16 protein-coding genes, 1 tRNA gene and 1 pseudogene are annotated in these 18843 nt (G+C 62.4%); 5 read left to right on the forward strand and 13 right to left on the reverse strand.

Annotated features, from left to right (window positions below):
* Positions 1–85: 85 nt before the first annotated feature.
* The 5 genes from N5E02_RS05245 to N5E02_RS05265 all read right to left on the reverse strand — a co-directional run bounded on the left by N5E02_RS05245 (position 86) and on the right by N5E02_RS05265 (position 3184).
* Positions 86–547 carry a hypothetical protein gene (locus N5E02_RS05245; RefSeq protein ID WP_279945998.1) on the reverse strand — a complete coding sequence of 154 codons (462 nt, stop codon included), beginning with the start codon at positions 545–547 and terminating at the stop codon, positions 86–88.
* Between the two features lie 115 nt (positions 548–662).
* Positions 663–1133, reverse strand: a complete 471-nt coding sequence (locus tag N5E02_RS05250; RefSeq protein WP_005418647.1) for a hypothetical protein — start codon at positions 1131–1133, stop codon at positions 663–665.
* Positions 1134–1227: 94 nt separating this feature from the next.
* Positions 1228–1707 carry a hypothetical protein gene (locus N5E02_RS05255; protein ID WP_005418649.1) on the reverse strand — a complete coding sequence of 160 codons (480 nt, stop codon included), beginning with the start codon at positions 1705–1707 and terminating at the stop codon, positions 1228–1230.
* 258 nt (positions 1708–1965) lie between these two features.
* A complete protein-coding gene (gene rimK / locus N5E02_RS05260) occupies positions 1966–2844 on the reverse strand; it encodes a 30S ribosomal protein S6--L-glutamate ligase (RefSeq protein WP_262090264.1) in 879 nt (292 codons plus the stop codon).
* Positions 2845–2941: 97 nt separating this feature from the next.
* A complete protein-coding gene (locus N5E02_RS05265; protein WP_005418653.1) occupies positions 2942–3184 on the reverse strand; it encodes a hypothetical protein in 243 nt (80 codons plus the stop codon).
* Between the two features lie 145 nt (positions 3185–3329).
* Here N5E02_RS05265 and N5E02_RS05270 point away from each other — a divergent pair, with 145 nt between their 5' ends.
* On the forward strand, positions 3330–3833 hold the full coding sequence (locus tag N5E02_RS05270; RefSeq protein ID WP_279945999.1) for a hypothetical protein: 504 nt from the start codon (positions 3330–3332) through the stop codon (positions 3831–3833).
* A gap of 302 nt (positions 3834–4135) precedes the next feature.
* Here N5E02_RS05270 and N5E02_RS05275 read toward each other — a convergent pair whose 3' ends face one another.
* Both N5E02_RS05275 and N5E02_RS05280 read right to left on the reverse strand, forming a co-directional pair.
* Entirely contained in the window at positions 4136–4357 is a 222-nt protein-coding gene (locus N5E02_RS05275; protein WP_010481480.1) for a DUF2188 domain-containing protein, read from the reverse strand.
* Between the two features lie 357 nt (positions 4358–4714).
* Positions 4715–5095: a conjugal transfer protein TraD gene (locus N5E02_RS05280; RefSeq protein WP_231109040.1), complete on the reverse strand. Its 381-nt coding sequence runs from the start codon at positions 5093–5095 to the stop codon at positions 4715–4717.
* A gap of 350 nt (positions 5096–5445) precedes the next feature.
* Between N5E02_RS05280 and N5E02_RS05285 the strand changes: the two genes are divergently transcribed.
* A complete protein-coding gene (locus tag N5E02_RS05285) occupies positions 5446–6348 on the forward strand; it encodes a MobA/MobL family protein (protein WP_081275748.1) in 903 nt (300 codons plus the stop codon).
* A 1254-nt stretch (positions 6349–7602) separates the two neighbouring features.
* Here the strand turns inward: N5E02_RS05285 and N5E02_RS05290 are convergent.
* From N5E02_RS05290 to N5E02_RS05315, 6 genes and pseudogenes are all read right to left on the reverse strand, one after another.
* On the reverse strand, positions 7603–8847 hold the full coding sequence (locus N5E02_RS05290; RefSeq protein WP_065185271.1) for an HlyD family efflux transporter periplasmic adaptor subunit: 1245 nt from the start codon (positions 8845–8847) through the stop codon (positions 7603–7605).
* Positions 8844–10964, reverse strand: a complete 2121-nt coding sequence (locus tag N5E02_RS05295; RefSeq protein WP_231109043.1) for a peptidase domain-containing ABC transporter — start codon at positions 10962–10964, stop codon at positions 8844–8846. The genes N5E02_RS05290 and N5E02_RS05295 overlap by 4 nt, the downstream gene beginning before the upstream one ends.
* 360 nt (positions 10965–11324) lie before the next feature.
* Entirely contained in the window at positions 11325–11972 is a 648-nt protein-coding gene (locus N5E02_RS05300) for a CPBP family glutamic-type intramembrane protease (RefSeq protein ID WP_231109041.1), read from the reverse strand.
* Between the two features lie 1036 nt (positions 11973–13008).
* Positions 13009–14471: pseudogene (locus tag N5E02_RS05305) on the reverse strand (site-specific integrase).
* Positions 14472–14724: 253 nt separating this feature from the next.
* Positions 14725–14798, reverse strand: a tRNA-Gly gene (locus tag N5E02_RS05310).
* Between the two features lie 116 nt (positions 14799–14914).
* Positions 14915–16768 carry an autotransporter domain-containing esterase gene (locus N5E02_RS05315; protein WP_053501089.1) on the reverse strand — a complete coding sequence of 618 codons (1854 nt, stop codon included), beginning with the start codon at positions 16766–16768 and terminating at the stop codon, positions 14915–14917.
* Between the two features lie 207 nt (positions 16769–16975).
* Between N5E02_RS05315 and thiS the strand changes: the two genes are divergently transcribed.
* The 3 genes from thiS (at position 16976) to trmB (ending at position 18822) form a co-directional block, all read left to right on the forward strand.
* On the forward strand, positions 16976–17176 hold the full coding sequence (gene thiS, locus N5E02_RS05320) for a sulfur carrier protein ThiS (RefSeq protein WP_005418796.1): 201 nt from the start codon (positions 16976–16978) through the stop codon (positions 17174–17176).
* Positions 17177–17293: 117 nt separating this feature from the next.
* Positions 17294–18088: a thiazole synthase gene (locus N5E02_RS05325; RefSeq protein ID WP_164229966.1), complete on the forward strand. Its 795-nt coding sequence runs from the start codon at positions 17294–17296 to the stop codon at positions 18086–18088.
* A complete protein-coding gene (trmB, locus tag N5E02_RS05330) occupies positions 18088–18822 on the forward strand; it encodes a tRNA (guanosine(46)-N7)-methyltransferase TrmB (RefSeq protein ID WP_005418800.1) in 735 nt (244 codons plus the stop codon). The genes N5E02_RS05325 and trmB overlap by 1 nt, the downstream gene beginning before the upstream one ends.
* The last annotated feature ends 21 nt before the right edge of the window (positions 18823–18843 follow it).

An 18843-nucleotide genomic window follows, 5' to 3' on the forward strand; every position in this document is an offset into this window, starting at 1 on the left:
CGTCTACCTGCTGAACGATACAGGTTCCATTCTTAACATTTCGTACCGGAGGGACGACACCGGCAAACGCCCCCGGGGCGAGCGCTCAGCGGCTGATGCGCTGCTGGTCGGTCAGCGCCCGGCGGCTCTCTTCCTGGGCTTTGCGACGCTGGGCCACGGTCAGGCAGACGCTGGTCGGCATGTTGCTGCCGGTCAGGCGCTCGCGGCGGCAGATCATGCGGCTGTCGGCCTGGGCGCGGGTCATGATGGTGTTGACGATCTCCTGCTCGTTGAACAGGTCGTTGCGCTCCTGCGGGGCCAGCTCATCCAACTTCTCGCGGCCATTCATCTTGATCCGGATCCGGTTCAGCGCCTGCTGCACGCGGCTCTTGTCCTCCAGCCCGATCTCGCTGTAGTCCTCGCTGCCCATGGCCGTTTCAACGCGGCGGATCTGCTCGGATACCGGGGTGAAGGAATCCATCTGCACGGTGTCCTTCTGCGCCTTGCCCTGCACGGTGGCCACCAGGCCGAGCGACAGCATCAGGGCGAGCGTAGTGGTGCGGTACATGACGAGCTCCATGTTCGTCCATGAATAGGGTCTCGACTTTACGGTTGCGCCGATGCGTCCACAAGGGACGCACGACAGGGTGACCGATGGCGGCCTGCGACCGGTCCAACCACGGTTACGGCTTGTAGTTGTTGAAACGCTGGTTGTCGTTGAGGGCCTTGCGGCTGTCTTCCTGCGCCTTGCGGCGCTGGGCCACGGTCAGGCAGACGCTCTGCGGCATGTTGCTGCCGGTGGTGCGCTCGCGGCGGCAGACCATGCGGCTGTCGGCATGGGCGCGGGTCATGATCGTGTTGATCACTTCCTGGTCGTTGAAGATCTCGGTGCGGTCCTGCGGGCTCAACTGCTCTACCCGTTCGTGGTCGCCCATCTTGATCTTGATACGGCCCAGCGCCTGCTGCACGCGGCTTTTGTCTTCCAGCCCGATCTCGCTGTAGTCCTCGGTGTTGATCGCCGTCTCAACGTTGCGGATCTGTTCGGCCACCGGCGCGTTGGCGTCGAACTTCACCTGCCCTTTCTCGGGCTTGGCGTGCGCGGTGGTGGCCAGTGCCAGGCCCAGCATCAGGGCGAAGGGGGTCATGCGCTGCATTGTTACCTCCAGGTTCTTCCATGAGTGGAACACCGACCCTGCGGTGCCACCGACACGCCGTTACGGCACCCCGGTGGACCGAAAGGCGGTGCGGTCAACGCCCGGCGGGCGGTGGGCTGAGCGTGTTGTAGCTGCGCTGGTCGTTGATCAGCGCCTTGCCTTTCTCTTCGATCCGGCGCCGTTCGGCCACGGTCAGGCAGCGGCTCCTGGGCATGTTGCTGCCGGTGGTGCGTTCGTACCTGCAGATCTGCCGGCTGTCGTCATGGCCACGCGCCATCAGGGTGTTGATGCGTTCCTGCTCGTTGAAGACCTCGGCCTGCAACTGCGGCGGCAGCTCCTGCACGGTCTGGCGTTCGCCCATGTGCTGGCGGATACGCGACAGCGCCTGCTGCACCTGGCCGCGATCCTCGGCAGACAGTTCGGCATAGTCGGGGGCAGCCAGCGCGGTTTCCACCTGGCGCATCTGCTCTGCGACCGACCCCTGCCGGTCCATCTGTACAGCGACTTTCTCCGGCTTGGCGGCAACAGCGCCAGACAGGCCCAGCAGCAACGCGATCGTCATGATGCGGTACATCGCCAACCTCCCGATCCATCCCGGAACGAAGGGCCAACTCTACGACCGTCACGCGGCCTCCACAAGAGACCTTGGGCACAGAGCCGACAGGCATAAAAAAGGCCCAGGCGGTGCACCCGCCTGGGCCTGAAGTCGTATCCCGATACCGATCCTGCTGAGAGGCAGAGCTGCGGTTCGCTGAAGCCTACGCCGGCACCGATTAAAGCCTCGTTAAAGCCCCGGATCATTTACCCATGAGAATCACAACCCCATGAATAATCAAGGCTTTTTGATCTTCTCTACGTGTTCGATGATGCGTGTGGCCACGTCCACACCGCAGGCCGCTTCGATGCCCTCCAGCCCCGGCGTGGAGTTGACCTCCAGCACCAGCGGGCCGCGCGCGGAGCGGATCAGGTCCACGCCGCACACCGACAGGCCCAGCGCCTTGGCCGAACGCACCGCCACCTGCTGCTCGGCGCGACTGGCCTTGGCCGCCACGGCGGTGCCGCCAGCGTGCAGGTTGGAGCGGAAGTCACCCTCCGGTGCCTGCCGCTGCATCGACGCCACCACCTGGTCGCCCACCACGAAGCAGCGCAGGTCGGCGCCCTTGGCCTCGCCGATGAATTCCTGCATCAGGAAGTTGGCGTACAGGCCGCGCAGCGCTTCGACAATGCCGCGCGAGGCACTGGCCTTTTCGGTCAGGATCACGCCGCGACCCTGGGTGCCTTCATTGAGCTTCACCACATGCGGCGGCGGGCCGAGCATGGACAGCAAATCGATGGTGTCATCGGGGTTGTCGCCGAACACGGTAACCGGCATGTCGATGCCCTTGGCCGCCAGCAGCTGGTGCGCGCGCAGCTTGTCGCGCGAACGCAGGATCGCATCGGACGGATTGGGCGTGCGTGCGCCCATCAGTTCGAACTGGCGCAGCACGGCGGTGCCGTAGCGGGTGATCGAGGCACCGATGCGCGGAATGACCATGTCCACGCCGGTCATCGGCCGGCCCTTGTAGTGCATGGAAAAGCCATCGGCGGCGATGCGCATGTAGCAGCGCAACGGATCGAGGATGCGCACGGTGTGGCCGCGCGCGCGCGCCGCCTCGACCAGCCGACGGGTGGAATACAGGGAGCTGTTGCGGGACAGGATGGCGAGCTTCATCGCGGAGGGATCGGTCGGCAGGCGCGCAGCATAGCGCGGGCGTGTGGCGGGCGGATGATGCCCGTCGTCGACGATCTCGAGCGTTGTGGATGAAGCTTCAGCTGTCCCGTTCAGCACTGACCTGGAAGCCACGGGCCGCTTCGCCCAGCGCCGCCACGCAGGCCATCTGCAGGGCAGAATTGCTGAACGCCTGCTGGTAGATCTGCTCGAGCAGTTCCGCGGCCTTGGGACCACCGGCACGCCCCAGCGCGCGCACGGCTTCAAGCTGCTTGTTCGAGCCGACGCCGGCGGAAAGAAAGATCCGATGGATGCGCTCGACGACGTCGTTCCGGCAATTCATGGGAGGCAGCTCCTGATCAGTATCCGCTCACGCTAGTTGCTCAGCGCCGGCCTGCCCATGGGAAAAGTTTGAAGCGTTACGCGCCCCTCCGCAGCGCCTCTAGGAGTTCTACGAAAATGTCGCTTTCGGCTGGAAGCAGGCGAGCGTGCCGATCACCATGGAAGCCCCTCCCAAAGCGGAAATCCCGATGTCGAAAATGGAGCAACTTGCACAGAAGCTGCAGCAGTCCGCACAAGCGGAGCAGGCCAGGGCCGCCGCCGTCGAAAAGCAGTACCAGGACTGGATCCAATCGCTGCATGTGTTGTTCGACACCATCGAACTGTGGCTGCAACCGTTGGTGCAAGCGCAGGTGGCCACGCTGCGCCGGGACACGGCCACCATCACCGAGCACCCATCATCCGGGGAAGTGAGAACCTACCAAGCCCCCGTCCTGGCCCTGAGCGTCAACGGCAAGGCCGCCTCGATCAAGCCTCTGGCCCTCTTCTGCTTCGGCTGCCAGGGCCGGGTGGATATTCTGGCCCGGGAAAACCAGTGGCACCTGACACGGCAATTGGAACCGGGCGAGGTCTGGTACCTGCACACGCATAATCGCGATCAGGGGCGCGTGCTGGATGCCGACGTGTTGGCCAGCGTGTTCGCGGCGTACTGAGGCGGTCTGGAGGGACCTGCGCGGCGGAAAGCGGCGCGGTCTTGAAGGATGGAGCGGGCGATGGGAATCGAACCCAAATCCGCTTAACCGACTGTTCCATAAGAAAAATGTCCGGAACATTCGACTGAAAAACGATACCTCAAACGATACCTAGAAGCCTAACAGGCTTGCAGAAGGGCCAGCAACCAGCAGGGCAATGCGTCCACTTGCTCCCACTGGTGGGGATGGCTCGAGTGCGCATTGCCCCGTCGGTAACCCAAGCTCCAGCAAAAGACAAGGCCGCCAAACGGCGGCCTTGTTGATCAACCCTTAGGAGGATTTGGGTCGTTCCCGTAACTGTCCTTGTCCCGGATAAGGCCCTGACGGTCGTGGATCACCACTTCGCTGCGCTGGTTGATGGCGATCTCACGCGCATGCTGCCTTGCCTCTTCCTGGGTCCGGTGGTGAGAGGTATCGCGCGAGTTGCCTTCGCCACGCACCGCCCAGCCATCCGGCCGCTTCACCACGTGCTGATTCTTGCCCATTTCGACCTCGACAATGGTTTTGGGCGACGACCGCCCAAACCCATGATCTTGTGTAAAAATTACAAAATCAACACCAGATATAGTTAATTCACAAAAAAACACGCCAATTCACTCCGCAGCTGCGGATGTTGCAAACGCGTCTCAGTTCACGCCGAGAGGAAGGCCTTCAAAGCTCGCGGGTAAGCCAGACCGAACGGCGTCTCGTGTCGGCAATTCGGGGCGTTTGGCTCAGCGCCTGCGGCAAGGGGCGTCGCACACGTGGCGGCAGGGTCACGCCGTTCCCACGCCTCCAGGAACCTAGTGGCGTGAGCGCGGCAACATCGCCCATGACCACGGCCTCGTGTAATGGCGTCCAAGTCATGATTGTCCTGCCCTTCGAGTGGTAGCCCTCGCCTCCAAATGGGCGATGCCTTTCTCGCGCAGGGCATTTCGTCGGGTCGGTTGTAGCAACAGCTGCTCGCTCACAACCAACAATTCTCCGACAACTTCTGCCGGATCCCAACTGTCCACCCCGGCAGCGATTACCAGACCACCCAGTTCGATCTTCCGGTGGGCATCGGCACGGCGATCCGCTTCGCGTTGCTTCAGTTCTGCACGCCGGCGCTTGCGTTGCTCTTCGCGTTCGACGAGCAGCAGCTTGGCTTGCTCCTTGGCCAGCGCTCCGACCATCCGCTCCAACTTCAGCTTCTGCTTTTCAACGTTTCCCACAGCACGCTTGCTCTTGCTTCGTTGATCCATGCAACCAGAAATGGCACGGAGCGCAAGGGGGGGCCAGATCAGCCTGCCCCATCATGGATGCGAGCGGTTAGCGAGCATCGCTTTTGCTCTTGGCTAAAAAGTTGACAGTTCTGACGTGCATGTAACCCTGAGAAGGGGGCCCGGCGAGCGGCAGCGAGCGGCCCGGTTCTATGCAGTTGGCAGGGGGCGATTTCGACCCCAACAACCCAGCAATAGCGCACTTATGGTTTTGCTTCGCAAAACCGTGCGGTCAGGGCTTCGCCCCGACACCCGAACGCCACGCCATGCGCGTCGCCTTCCCCCCAATCCTCGCCCCCAGAGGGGGCTGCGGTGCATCGGAGCTTTGGGCAGTGGCGATCTACAGCGTTCAAGTGAAAAGTCTCAGCCGTGGGAAGGGCGACAGCGCGACCGCTGCCGCCGCTTACCGGGCTGGTCTCGACCTGGACGATCCCAGCGGCGCACGCCACAGCTACAGCCGCAAAACCGGCGTGCTTTCCGTGGACATGCTGGCCCCCACCAACGCGCCGGCGTGGGCATTGGATCCGCACCAACTTTGGTCCAAGGTTGAAGAACACGAGACACGGAAGAACGCGCGTGTCGCGCGCGAGGTGCTGATGGCTCTGCCCCACGAACTCACCCCCGAACAACGCCGGCTGCTGGCTCGGCAGGTTGGCCAACTGTTGGTGGAACGTTACGGCGTGGCCGCGCAGATCGCTCTCCACGCCCCGGACAAGGGAGGCGATGACCGGAACTACCACGCGCACATTCTCATGACCCCTCGCCAAGTGGGTCCAACCGGGTTTGGCGACAGCGCGGCCAAGGTCCTGGATGAGTTCAAGGCAGGTGCTCAGGAGCTGAAAGCACTGCGGGCCTTGATCGGTGAGCGCATCAACGGCGCCCTAAGCGATGCCTGCCAATCGGCACGCGTGGACCACCGCAGCCTGCGAGACCAGCGAGGCAGCGCCATCGAAGCGGGCGATTTCTGCACCGCCGCCAAGCTGGACCGTCTGCCCTCCAGGCACGAAGGCAAAGCGGTCACGCAAGCCCGCCGAAGGGGGGAGCGCCTCCCTCGTGCAAAACGCAACGATCGCTTGAAGACGGCGGGGGAACGGCGGTTCAACCAGCACTCCCGTCGCTTCGAGGAAATCAAAGCCAAGGCCGCCGTCGAAGGCCGATTGGCAACCGTGGACGAACAAGCCCTGCATGCGCGCGCCTTGGTTGAACGCCCTAAAGCAGGGGCTCAGCGGTTTTAGGCTGCGACCGAAGCCCTTCTCGTTCCAGACACCCCCAAAGCCAAGGCGGGCGTTCCAGCACATGAGATCCGACCCGCTTCCCTCCAAGCCGGATCCTCAGTGCCCAAAAGGACCACTCGGGTGATCGGTCACCGGGGGAAAGAGGCAGCGGCCAAACTGCCTCCACAAGTCCACACCCGGGTCACCGGTAATGGAACGAGGGAAAGCGAACAAGCGGCCCACCTGGCCAACCTATGGCTGGCTCAGGTGGAAAAAGACGTGGCCGATCTGATCCGGCGTGCCCTGGCTTGGGCTCAGAACCATGAGCACACATTAGCAAGCCTTGGATGGACCGCAAGCCTCTCCTCCTTCTCTCCTCCCCGTCTGTCCAGCCCAAAGGCCGTTGGTAGCCGTATCACGGTGCCCGGATGGAACAAGCCGGGTCATGCACAAGGAACGGGAGCCTCATTGCGGGGCTTGGGTTGACCGCCACCGGAGCGCATGAGCTTTGAAGCAAGGGGACAGGGCGCTGTATGGCCTGCAACTTGCGCCAACCCAAGTGGATCATCTGTCGAGGGGTAACCGGGAGTGCTCAATCTGGCCCGGGAGCGTATCCCCTTCTCTGTCCGTCCACCAGCGGGTTTGTGGTCAATGGAATGCAGCTAGGAGTTATCCCAGGAAGAACGCGCCTGGGGGCGGGGTAGCCCACTGGAGAGACGCCAGGCGAGAGCTTGGTGACAGGACCCAGAGCCGGGGCAGTCAGGCTGCCTGAACCTGTTGAAGCGGTGTCGTCTGATTATCACCGCGCCCTGAGTGCTGGAGGTCTCCGCAGGAGGCCAACTCACTGGGCCAAAGTCATCCCCGGGCGCCATTCGGTGCCGGTCCTAGGGGAGACTTTGCCCTTCGGCTGGAGGGGCCCCGGAGGGGACCCGACAGCTGAAGGGCAAAGCAGGGGGGCGTTGGCAAAGCTTTTAGGAGTTACAGAAAGGCTTTCCTAGGCTTTTCCTGTTCTGGATAAGCAGATCCGGCAAAAATTGTTGCGCAGCCCGCCCTCGCGCATCGGCAAGAATGCGCTAAACACTGGGCATGACGACCGCCGACCAACGCCGCCTGACCCAAGCCGCCAACGGCTTGCTCAACGCCGCCCGCTACGGCGCAGGCCGAAGTGCTGGGCGTGCTGACCAGCGCTGCTGGCACCGCGGTTGTCGTCTATCCGCTGCTCTTCCGGTAAACAAACGATTTTGACTTCCGGGACAGCATCGCTAGCACCCGCTACTAGCCTCCCAGTTTTCCAGTCACGGAGTAGAGAGGCTCCAGCAGCCATTCGTAGAGCTTGCGGCGCTCGCCCATGATATCGGCTTCAAGCTGCATGCCTGGGCGGAGCGTCTCCATCTTCCCGTATGCCAGCACTCCTTGTTGGTCCAACGAGACCAGGACCCGATACAAGGACTGCCTTGCATCGCCGTCCTTCTGGGATCCTGTCAACGCGCTGCGAGAGATGCGGATGACCGTTCCTTCGTGGGCACCGAACTTCTGGTAAGGATAGGCTTGATAGCGCAGGAGAACCCGGTCGCCTGATTTGACGAACCCAATGGCCGAGCTGGGCACCAGCAGTTGTGCTCGAAGCTCGGATCCCTTGGGAAGTAGACTGAGAATGGGTTGGCCCGGCTGCACCGCCTGGCCGGCCTCGACGAGTCGATTTGCTACCAGTCCAGTTACTGGTGCGCGAAGCAGCAGCTCCCCGTCGGCCTCCATCCGGACGGTCTCCTGGCTCAATGCAGCCAGATCACGTTCCGAGGCCGCCTTGGCGGAGAGCCTCTGATGGGGAATTTCTGCGAGCCGCTGCTCCAGTTCAGCCAGGTTCCGCCGAATCGAGGTCGCTTGGCGTTGAAGGGCTTGTTGCGCGTTGACCGCCTCGAGTATCGATTGCTCTTGTTGGTTGATCTGAACCAGGCTTACGTAGCGCTCATCCTCGACGCTCCGAAATCGGGCGAGGGTCTCGCGACCAATTCGCACCTGCTCGCCGCGGGTGTGGATCTCTGCCTCAATCTGCGAAAGCTCGCGCAGCATCGCCGAGCGTTGGGCCTTGGCTCCCTCCTGCTGTGCCGCGAGCTGCCTGTCCTGGAACTCGCTCATCGCCTCCACACTGGCCATACGGGAGCGCTGTGCGTCAAGCAACGTGGACACGGCATCCTGCCCTGAGGAGGTGACCCGCGGCACATTGATCGTCAGCAGCCCGTCCTGGCGCCGGACGTGGTCGCCTTCTTCGACATCCAGTCTCGCAACCACGCCAGCCGACGGAGCGACCACGGTGGAAAGCCCGAGATCAGGCACAAGCTCGCCCATAACCCTGGATCTGCGTGAATACTCGCCCAGGTAGAGGAAGCCGACGATGGCCGAGGCAGCCATCGCTGCGAACACCGCAAGAATCCAGAAACGGAGCGGTTGCGCCAGGGACACTCCACCGAGCCAGCTTCGTCGCTGGGCATCGATGGCTTCCTTGCGGAAGAGGCCGCTCATGCGAGGCCCCCCTCAAGGCCGTCCCGTGCGGCTTTCGCGGAGCTTGATGCGTTCTGCACCAACTCGCGCGCTACCGCGCCCGCGTGCATGATCAGCACCCGGTCTGCACTGGCGATGGTCTCTGGCCGATGGGCGATGATCACCCGGGTCAGCTCAAGTTGTCGGACGGCTTCATTCACCAGCCTTTCCCGCTCAACATCCAGATGGCTGGTTGCCTCGTCCAAGAAGAGCAACTGGGGCTTGCGATACAGGGCGCGTGCAAGGATCACCCGCTGCTTCTGACCACCAGAGAGGGTCGCCCCCATGTCGCCGATCAGGCTGTTGTAGCCCATGGGCATCGCTGCGATGTCGTCATGCACAGCGGCCAACTCTGCGGCTTCACGCACCCTGGATTCATCATGGTGATCGTCTTCGAAGGCGATGTTCTCGCTGACACTTCCCGCGAAGAGCTGGTCATCTTGCATCACCGCGCCGATCATGCTGCGATACTCGCTTACGCTGACCTTTGACAAGGGCACGCCTCCGATGCGGATCTCACCTTCCGTCGGCTGGAGAAGGCCGAGGAGAATCTTGATCAGCGTGGTCTTTCCGCAGCCAGATGGGCCGATGATGGCGACTGACTCACCAGGATCCACTACAAAACTACAGTTCCTCAGCACCCAGGGCTCTCCGGGGGCGTAGCGGAATCCAAGCCCTTCGACCTCAATTCGGATGCCGTCCGGCGACAGAGCGCTGGTGCTGGAAGCGAGGTTCTCTGGTTCGGTAAGAACAATGTCGGAGAGCCGTTCGCCGTGAAGACGGAGCATGCGGAACTCCACCCACTTGTCGATCAAGGCTCCCACTCGTTGTGAAAACTGGTCCTTGTAGGCGAGGTAGGCAATCAGCATGCCGACGGAGAAGACGTTTTCCATTGCCAGTAGTGCACCCAGCCAAACCACCGCAATGCGCTCCAAGCCGAACAATAATTGATTGGCTCCGCCGAAGCTCAACCCAAACTTTGCGAGCCAAACGTCATGGTTGACCGTTTCGTTCATGAGATTGAAGTAGCCGGCCTGGCGAATGGACTCTCGGCCAGCAACTTTCACCGATTGAACCCCCCGGATGGACTCGAGCAGGTGGCTCTCCTGCCGTGCCCCGGCGATCAACTGCCTCTCTGTGCCTCGCCTGAGCGGGGCGAAGGCACAAGCACGCGCGATTGCATACAGAGCAACTGCAATCAACGTAACCAGCGCAAGCTTCCAGTTGTAGAGCAGCATCATTCCCAGCGTCACCACCGCCATGAGGCCATCAACGAACGCTTCAACGAAACTGGTTGTTAGCGTTCGCTGTATGGCTTGGACGCTCCCCATCCGTGAGGTGACATCACCCAGATGACGCTTCTCAAAGAAGTCCAGAGGCAAACGCAACAGGTGCCGGAAGACGTTGCCGGTCCATTGCAGGTTGAGCCGGTTTGATAGGTAGATGACCGCTCGGCCTCGGATCTGCCCGATGCAGACCTGCAGCAGGAGCGCGAGGGCAAACCCAGTGCCCAGCACAGTCAGCAAGTCCCTGTCATGAGCAATGAGGGCCTGATCCACGGTCCATTGCATGAAGAATGGTGCTATCAGAACAAACACCTGAAGAGCAATGGACAGAAGCAGCAGCAAGCTTAGAGCACGCCAGAATCCCTCGATCTTCCCCGTCAGCTGCGCGAGCGAGACGGCCGGCGGGCGCGGGACTGCACGGAACTCGGCAGTTGGGTGCAACTCCAGCGCAATTCCGGTGAAGTGGCGCGAGACCTCATCCAGAGAAAGCTTGCGTTTGCCAAAGGCGGGATCCAGAACGGTCACGCCATTTCGACGGACCTTGCTGATTACAACGAAGTGGTCGATGTCCCAGTGCGCAATGCAGGGTAGTTGAAGTTGACTCAGGTGCTCCAAGTCCAGGCGTAGTGGGCGGCAACGAAAGCCGAGCGCGCCTCCAATTTCAATGACTTGAGCAAGCGTCGAGCCCTTAAGTGAGAGGGCATGGCGGCGGCGGAGTTCCCGCAGTCCAATGTTGTTGCCATGATGCGACGCGACCATGGCTAAGCATGCAAGACCGCATTCCGCTGCCTCGGATTGAATCACGGCGTCAATAAGATAGCATCTCTCTATCGCTAGAAATGGCGAATTGAACAGGGTAGTTGTTGGAGGTTCTGCAGAACTGCGCGTGATGCGAGAAGGGACGGGGTAGAACTCCCCACCCCTTTAATCGTGAATTCAAACTACTGAGACTGTTCCGATCGCTTATCAGAATCTTCTTGCTTTGCGAGGTATTTCCCGCCATGGTAGCCAGCTACAAAAAAAGCAAAGGCTGCTACAAGAGCGAAAGCAAGGATGCTGGCGTCACTGTGCTTGGTCATTTGAATCAAAGGCTCCTCCGCGTTGACATTCGTGCTTGCCTGCGCGAGTCGCTGGCTTGAACGCACGGCGCTGCATGGGAAGGTCCGCTGGTGCTCACGACTGAATTCCGTAGTCCCTGAGCGTCGGGTAGAATATGACCCACTGCGTTATTGTGAGATTTATTGTGCCGTGGACTGTAGCCAGCTGGGTTATGCTCAGGTTGAATGGATAGGCCAAAATGCATAGCAGTATCGAAAATAGGAATGACGAGATAACGGCGTCGACGTGAACCGCAGCAAATGCCGCGCTAACCATGATGGTTCCCAATACGCGCCCGAAGTAGTGAGATACGCCATCAAAGAGCAGGTGTCTCACTACCTTCTCCTCGAAAAGAGGTCCGATAATGCAGGTCGAAATCAAGCCAAGAACATAGAAATTGATTGGAATTTCGCTAAAGGGGATGAATTTTGTATGTGGTATTGCAGGGATTCCAACGACGTAAACCCAAATCGCGCCTCCAGCGATCCCAATGGCCACCAAGGCAGCGCCAAGCCGGAAAGTCCACTCTCTCCTCGGCTCATTGGGAAGTAGCCAGACACAAACCGCGAAGGCGAGAAGTTCGACGATCGCTCTTGATCCAAAAACGTCGAAGTATTTCAGAACTCCAAGTGCCGCACCGGCGCCCACAGTTGCAATTGCAGCTACGAATATCTTGTTCTCCGCTATGGGGCGAGGCCTCCAGTGCGCGATTCTCCTGAGCAAGAACTTTCTCCCGAGGGCCCAGGCCCGGAATTGGGCCTGGGCCTTAGCTAACGCGCCTACATCATTCTGAATTGTGCCTCAGAGGTTCGGCCTCGTATTCACGCTGGCGCCCGATCAGGCATTCTGGATCATTGAGCCATGAGGTGATGGTAGATTAGACCAGCAGCGCCGATTCCACTGAAGGGCGCAACCCTTCCATACATATACGCGGTCTCCATGAAGCTGTGGAGAGTTCCGCTGACGTGGCTTCCTTCGCTCGAACCAATCTGAATGTTGATGCCCTTCGTACCGCCTGACACTTCTGCAAGTTCCAATTGACTAAGATCACGCATATAGCCTCCATTGCGATGCTGTCGGAGTAATGAGAGTTGCGAATTCGCCTCGAGACCAAGCGTGGCGGCATCGAGTTAACCAATAATCTCGATGCGCCGGAGCTTCGTCAGCGACGCGCTGTGGCCTTCGTGGTTCACATTGGTGCACCCAGCAGGCGCTTTCATTCAAGACTGTGACGGCCCTTCCGCACAATCCAACTGAGGCCACTTGAAATGTTATGACATAACAATATATGTTCACGGGCTGTCCGCAGCCGAGGCTGCCTCGGGCCACTGTGTTGCTTGATGCACCTGTGACTTCGCAGCGGGCCGACCAATGCCTCGTCTGGCCAGCTCCGACGGAAGCCAAACTCTTGCCCTGCTCCTGCCGCCTCAGGCTGGAGCGTGCTCGGGCTTTGCTTTCGCGCGCTTTCGCGGAGCACCTTCGGACAGGAGTGCCTTGAGAACCGGTAGGTTCAAGTTGAAGTCCAGCACTGCCAGCCCAGGGGTGTTCACGCCCGGGCCATGCAGATCTTCTTGGACGGTGAATTCGCGGCTATACGTGGCTTGGTGCTCGTCGTCAGCTCGCTCAACCACCTGGACCCGCAACTCGGACGGTATGCCTGCGCGTCCGAGAGGCTGAACTTCTGCTTTCGAAGTGAGTGGAAACCGCGCCTCATCGGCTTCCACGTCTTGCCGGGCCAACGCCATCCCAGCCGCGGCAGTCATGCGGATGTTTTGTTTCTTTTTGCCTCTCGCGCAATTCGCTTGGCTTCCGTAGCGGCCCGTTGCAAGTTCTCCCCAAATTGACCCGGCACATGCGACGGCAGGGTCACCGGCGGATTGAACATCGCCAACGTCTCCACCCGCAGAGGCAAGGTCTCTGGCTGAACTGCCGCTGGCACGGCCAACCCGCTGTTGTCCACGTAGACTTTTCGCAAGACCGATTTGGGCGGTTTGCCATGTCCGGTGATGCGGCCAATGGCCACGTCCCTGGCACTGACCTCCATGCCGGTGGCCAGCAGCGCTCGATCCGTGTGGGTGATGAAGTAATGCCTAAAGGCATGAAATCCCATGCCCTCTTCGGTGACGCCTTGCCGCTTGATGTAGGTCGAAAACTGACGTGACAGCTGACGCCCAAAGCCCAGTCCTGTGCTGTTGGGAAGGTCCGGGAAAAGGCGATCCACGCCGGACGCTCGCACCTCATCTACGAAATGGAGGAAACCTGCATCCAGCACCGGTTGAGCCAATGGAACAAACCGCAGTGAGCTCGTGTTCTTGACCTTGTTTCCTTCTCCCCGAGTTGTGACCAGGAAGCCGGCAACCCCATCCACATGCATCACATCTGCTGCGCGCAGCTGCGCCACCTCGTTCACGCGCGCGCCGCTGTAGAGGCCAGTATCGGCCCCCAGAAGCGGTGCGGATACTTCGAGGCCCAGCGCAAGAAACCTGCCCCGAATACCACCTTCAGTTCGTCATGCGTGAACGGGCGACCCGTTTCCGGCTCCTCCACTCCCCGCCGTTCCGACGGTGAGGCGACGCCCTCCATCGGGTCAAGCTGTAGAAGCCGCTGCTTGCGCAGGTGCGAAATAAACACCCCCAATCTGTCCCAATGCTTGTTGAGCGTCGCACTGGCCGGCGGCTTCTCTGCGTTGCGTTTCGACAGCGCAAGCACCTGAGGCACACTTAGGTCGCGATACAACTTGTTCTTGGTTGCGTTTCTGGGCCAATGCTCCACTGCGTCCATGAAGGCCTGCACGTGGTCAGCGTCCAGTGTGGCGACAGGAATGTCCCCAACAAGGCCCAACAGAATTCGCAGGCTGTGCCGACTTTCGATGATGGTCTTCGGCGCCAGCTTTCCCAAGCTGGCCAGATGCTTGTCGATGCAGGCGGAGAGCAGTGGTCCTGACGGGGCCGCAGCCGACGTGGGCACCTGAGGAGGGTAGCCGGCCACCGCAGCAGCCAGCGGATCCTTCTCCGCCACTTGGCCCATCAGCCGCTCCAGCATCTCCACGTCCTGGAGTGTTTCCAGCTGAGCCTCAGCAACATGTGTTCCGTTGCGCAGGGTCATGCCTCTGATGATCAGGTCCCTGCGCCCAGCAGCGCGTGCCGCTTCCAGTGCCTTCTTCAGATCCACCGCGTCCCCCTGGCGTATCGCTTCGAATGCCTGAGAGAGTGCCACGCCCATGCAGGCGGCCACCAGCCGTGCCCTATCGCCGGCAGGCTCATGGAGAGGACGAACGAGGAAACGCGAACCGACGGCGCCACGCAGATCGATGGGCACAAGAAAGCGGGCGTATAGCCCACTGGGACGAGCAAGAAGCAGCGGCTTGGGCAAAAACGATACCTCGAACGATACCTAAACAGGTCGTTTGAGCATTCGTTCTTCTGCCAGTTCACACGTGCGCTATCAACAACTTAAGCGCAGATCACGTGACAAATGGAGCGGGCGATGGGAATCGAACCCACGTCAGTAGCTTGGGAAGCTACAGCTCTACCATTGAGCTACGCCCGCAGTGCGCGGTGAAAGTCTATGCGGTTGGCCCGGTGTTGCGCAATGGCGGCCACCGCATCCGCGAGGGGTCAGAGCCCTTTCCTCGCGGAAAGGGATCCGACCCCGGCGGTTGCTGCTTAGAACGTGCCGCTGAAGTTGGCGAACAGGGTGGCGTCCTGCGCGCGCTTCTGGCCGGTCGACGCGCTCAGGCCGAAGTTGCTCTGCAGGCCGAACAGTTCGGTGCGGGCACCCAGCACGACGGTGGCGTAGTTCTTGTCGAACTTCAGGCCCGGCACGCGGTAGCTGCCCAGTTCCGGCAGGGTCTGCAGCCAGGCGCTGGCCTGCTTGGTGTCCTCGAACTCGTGGTCGTAGGTCACCTGCGCGTACGGCTTGAGGGTGCCGCCATCGAAGCGGGCCTGCCAGCCGATGCGGCCGACGGTCGAATCGACATTCTGGCGGTCGTAGCCCAGCGCGGTTGCCAGCGTGCCGGCCGCGGCGCTTTCGGTGTAACCGTCGATCTTCACCTTCTGCCAGATCACCGAAGCGATCGGGCCGTGACGGAAGCCGCCTTCGGTGCCGAACTCGTAACCGGCGTTCAGGGCGGCGGTCAGGTTGCTGCCGTCCGGCGAACCACCATGCTCACGAGTGGCCGGGCCCAGCTGGACCTTGCGGTTCACGTCATAGGACAGCCAGGTGTAGCTGACCTGACCGTTCACCCAGATGCGGTCGCCGTACCAGCCAGCGAACAGACCGGCCGAGGTGTCCTTCTGGGTGAAGTCGCCACGGTTGTTGCCGAAGTCGGCGTTGAGGCGACCGAAACCGGCGAAGCCGCCGAACACCATGCCGTCGCGTGCCCAGTCGATACCGAACAGGCCGGCCGGGGCCAGCCCGTCGTACAGGTCGGCGTGGTCGTAGCGCTGCAGGTCACCGCGCACGCCCCCCCACCAGGACAGGCCGTCAGCCGGACGGCCGCCCAGGTGCATGCTGACCTGGTCGGCGCGCGAGCGGCCGATGGTCTGCGCCGAGTGGCTCAGCACCTGCTGCAGGCGCGGCGCTTCCAGCACCGAGACTGCGTACTGGCCCAGCAGCTGATGGCCGGCGGTGGTCGGGTGCACGCCATCGGCGAACAGGTAGGTGTTGGCCGCATCCGGGCTGACGTAGCTGGTCGGGTTGCAGGTCAGGATGCTCTGCGTCGAGTTGGCCGGATCGATCTTGCAGGCGGTGCTGGTGACGTTGGTGAAGCCGTACATGCCCGGGTTGGCGGTCACTTCACGCAGGATGCTGAAGGTATCGAGCGGAATGAACTCGATGCCCGCCTGCTTCAGGCCACCGTACAGGGCCTTGTTGTAGCCGGCCGACAGTGCGGTGGCGGCGGCGGCATTGGGGCCGCGGAACTGTGGGGTGATGCCCACATCCGGCAGGTTCGGTACCAGCACGTACTGGGCGCCGGCCTGCTTCAGCGCACCCACCAGCGCGATCTGGTCGGTGACCGCTGCGCCGATGATGCCCTGCACCTGGGCCTGCGACGCGCCACCTGCCGCCGCACGGGTGGCCGCGAACAGATCATTGGCCCCTCCCCATACGGTGTACAGGGCGTTGCCGTCAGCCTTGCCACCGTTCGCGGCAAGGTAGCGGGTTGCTTGCGACTTCAGCGACGGAATCACGCCCAGGCCACCGGCCTCGTCCACCGACACGCGGGCACCGCCGACTGCATAGTTGTCACCGCTCTGGCCGTTGCCGTTGGCGGCGCCATTGAGGCCATAGTAGTTGGCGACCTGCTGCGACCACACCCAACCCGGGTTGGTGGTGAACTGGCCGGTGACCGGACGCACATCGGCCGGCAGCAGCGGGCGGAAATAGCCGGCATCGGTCAGGCTGTCGCCGAAGAACACGGCCTTGGAATACGGGGATTCGCCTGCCATGGCCGGAACCGCGGCCAGCGCGATCGCGGCCGCCATCAGGGAGCGGATCGGGCGTTTGCTGAGCAGCATGTAAGAAACTCCTGTGGGGATATCGTTGAGGACCCGGCGGACGTACGCCGGCGCACGGTGAATGGTTTCACTGCGCCGCGTTTTGCTCACGCTGCGCCGCCGCATGGATTGTCGCCCGGCAGCGTCGGACAACGCTGTGCCGGGGCTGGCGGCCGAGGCAATTTGCAAGGGTTCCGATCCGCGCAGGCCGTAGGCGACAATGCGGCGATGAACATCCAGCTCAACGGCGAACCCCGTACCCTGCCCGCCTCGGCGACCCTCCACGATCTGCTGCAGGCCGAGCAGTTGCTGCAACGCCGGGTCGCGGTCGAGGTCAACGGCGAGATCGTCAGCCGCAGCCGCCATGGCGAGCACGTCCTGGCCGAGGGCGACGTGGTGGAGATCGTGCACGCGCTGGGTGGGGGCTGAGGCTGCGCGGGTGTTCAGGGGTCAGATCCCTTTGCCGGTGGCAAAGGGATCTGACCCCACGCTCGACCCCGCCCTCTACGTGACCCCATCTTCAGGCGGATAAGCGATAATTGCGCCATGAACGTTCATGTCTCCCCCGATTCGCTGGTAATCGCCGGCAAGACCTATGGCTCGCGGCTGCTGACCGGCACCGGCAAGTTCAAGGACCTGGAAGAAACCCGCCTGGCGACCGAGGCCGCTGGTGCCCAGATCGTCACCGTGGCCATCCGCCGCACCAACATCGGGCAGAACCCGGGCGAGCCGAACCTGCTGGACGTGCTGTCGCCGGAGCGCTTCACCATCCTGCCCAACACCGCCGGCTGCTACACCGCCGAGGACGCGGTGCGTACGTGCCGCCTGGCCCGTGAGCTGCTGGACGGCCACAACCTGACCAAGCTGGAAGTGCTCGGCGACCAGAAGACCCTGTACCCGGACGTGATGCAGACCCTGAAGGCCGCCGAGCAGCTGGTCAAGGACGGTTTCGAGGTGATGGTCTATACCTCCGACGACCCGATCCTGGCCAAGCGCCTGGAAGAGATCGGCTGCGCTGCGGTGATGCCGCTGGCCGCGCCGATCGGTTCGGGCCTGGGCATCCAGAACAAGTACAACCTGCTGCAGATCATCGAAGACGCCAAGGTCCCGATCATCGTTGATGCCGGCGTGGGTACCGCGTCGGACGCGGCGATCGCGATGGAGCTGGGCTGCGACGGCGTGCTGATGAACACCGCCATTGCCGGTGCGCGCAGCCCGGTGCTGATGGCCAGCGCGATGCGCAAGGCGGTCGAGGCCGGCCGCGAGGCCTTCCTGGCCGGGCGCATCCCGCGCAAGCGCTACGCCAGCGCCTCCTCGCCGGTGGACGGGCTGATCGGCTGATGACCAATCCTTTTGACAGCGCCGGTTCCAAGGCCCCGCCCAAGCCCTTCACCGTGAGCGAGGGCCGCCGCGAGGTGCGCAGCTTCGTATTGCGCCAGGGTCGCTTCACCCCCGCCCAGCAGCGCGCGTTCGACGAACGCTGGCCGCGCTTCGGCATCGATTACAACGGCCAGCCGCGCGACCTGGACGCCACCTTCGGCCGCCCGGCACACAAGGTGCTGGAGATCGGCTTCGGCAACGGTGCCGCGCTGCGCTTCGCGGCCCAGCACGACCCATCGCGCGACTACATCGGCATCGAGGTGCACGCCCCGGGCGTGGGCCGGCTGCTGAACGCGCTGGCCGAGGACGATGCCGACCACGTGCGCCTGTACCACCACGACGCGGTGGAAGTGCTGCAGAACGAGATCGCTGACGGCGCACTCGATGAAGTGCGCATCTACTTCCCGGACCCGTGGCACAAGAAGCGCCACAACAAGCGCCGCCTGCTGCAGCCGGCATTCGCCGAACTGCTGGTGCGCAAGCTGCGCCCGGGGGGCCGCCTGCACTGCGCGACCGACTGGGAAGACTACGCCGAGCAGATGTGGGACGTGCTCGACGCAACCGCCGGGCTGGTCAACCGCGCCGGCCCGCGGGGCAGCGTGCCGCGCCCGGACTGGCGCCCGCAGACGCACTTCGAGACCCGCGGCCAGAAGCTGGGCCACGGCGTCTGGGACCTGCTGTACGACCGCACCTGACGATCGCCTGAGGACGCCGCG

Origin of the sequence: Stenotrophomonas sp. GD03777 (assembly GCF_029842485.1) — a bacterium.
GTDB lineage: Bacteria > Pseudomonadota > Gammaproteobacteria > Xanthomonadales > Xanthomonadaceae > Stenotrophomonas > Stenotrophomonas sepilia.

What these genes read in the sequence shown, in the direction of transcription:
- N5E02_RS05265 (WP_005418653.1), bottom strand. Translation starts at nt 3,184, where the DNA reads ATGAATTGCCGGAACGACGTCGTCGAGCGCATCCATCGGATCTTTCTT.
- N5E02_RS05255 (WP_005418649.1), bottom strand. Translation starts at nt 1,707, where the DNA reads ATGTACCGCATCATGACGATCGCGTTGCTGCTGGGCCTGTCTGGCGCT.
- N5E02_RS05245 (WP_279945998.1), bottom strand. Translation starts at nt 547, where the DNA reads ATGTACCGCACCACTACGCTCGCCCTGATGCTGTCGCTCGGCCTGGTG.
- N5E02_RS05315 (WP_053501089.1), bottom strand. Translation starts at nt 16,768, where the DNA reads ATGCTGCTCAGCAAACGCCCGATCCGCTCCCTGATGGCGGCCGCGATC.
- N5E02_RS05250 (WP_005418647.1), bottom strand. Translation starts at nt 1,133, where the DNA reads ATGCAGCGCATGACCCCCTTCGCCCTGATGCTGGGCCTGGCACTGGCC.
- N5E02_RS05275 (WP_010481480.1), bottom strand. Translation starts at nt 4,357, where the DNA reads ATGGGCAAGAATCAGCACGTGGTGAAGCGGCCGGATGGCTGGGCGGTG.
- N5E02_RS05280 (WP_231109040.1), bottom strand. Translation starts at nt 5,095, where the DNA reads ATGGATCAACGAAGCAAGAGCAAGCGTGCTGTGGGAAACGTTGAAAAG.
- thiS (WP_005418796.1), top strand. Translation starts at nt 16,976, where the DNA reads ATGAACATCCAGCTCAACGGCGAACCCCGTACCCTGCCCGCCTCGGCG.
- trmB (WP_005418800.1), top strand. Translation starts at nt 18,088, where the DNA reads ATGACCAATCCTTTTGACAGCGCCGGTTCCAAGGCCCCGCCCAAGCCC.
- N5E02_RS05290 (WP_065185271.1), bottom strand. Translation starts at nt 8,847, where the DNA reads ATGAGCGGCCTCTTCCGCAAGGAAGCCATCGATGCCCAGCGACGAAGC.
- N5E02_RS05325 (WP_164229966.1), top strand. Translation starts at nt 17,294, where the DNA reads ATGAACGTTCATGTCTCCCCCGATTCGCTGGTAATCGCCGGCAAGACC.
- rimK (WP_262090264.1), bottom strand. Translation starts at nt 2,844, where the DNA reads ATGAAGCTCGCCATCCTGTCCCGCAACAGCTCCCTGTATTCCACCCGT.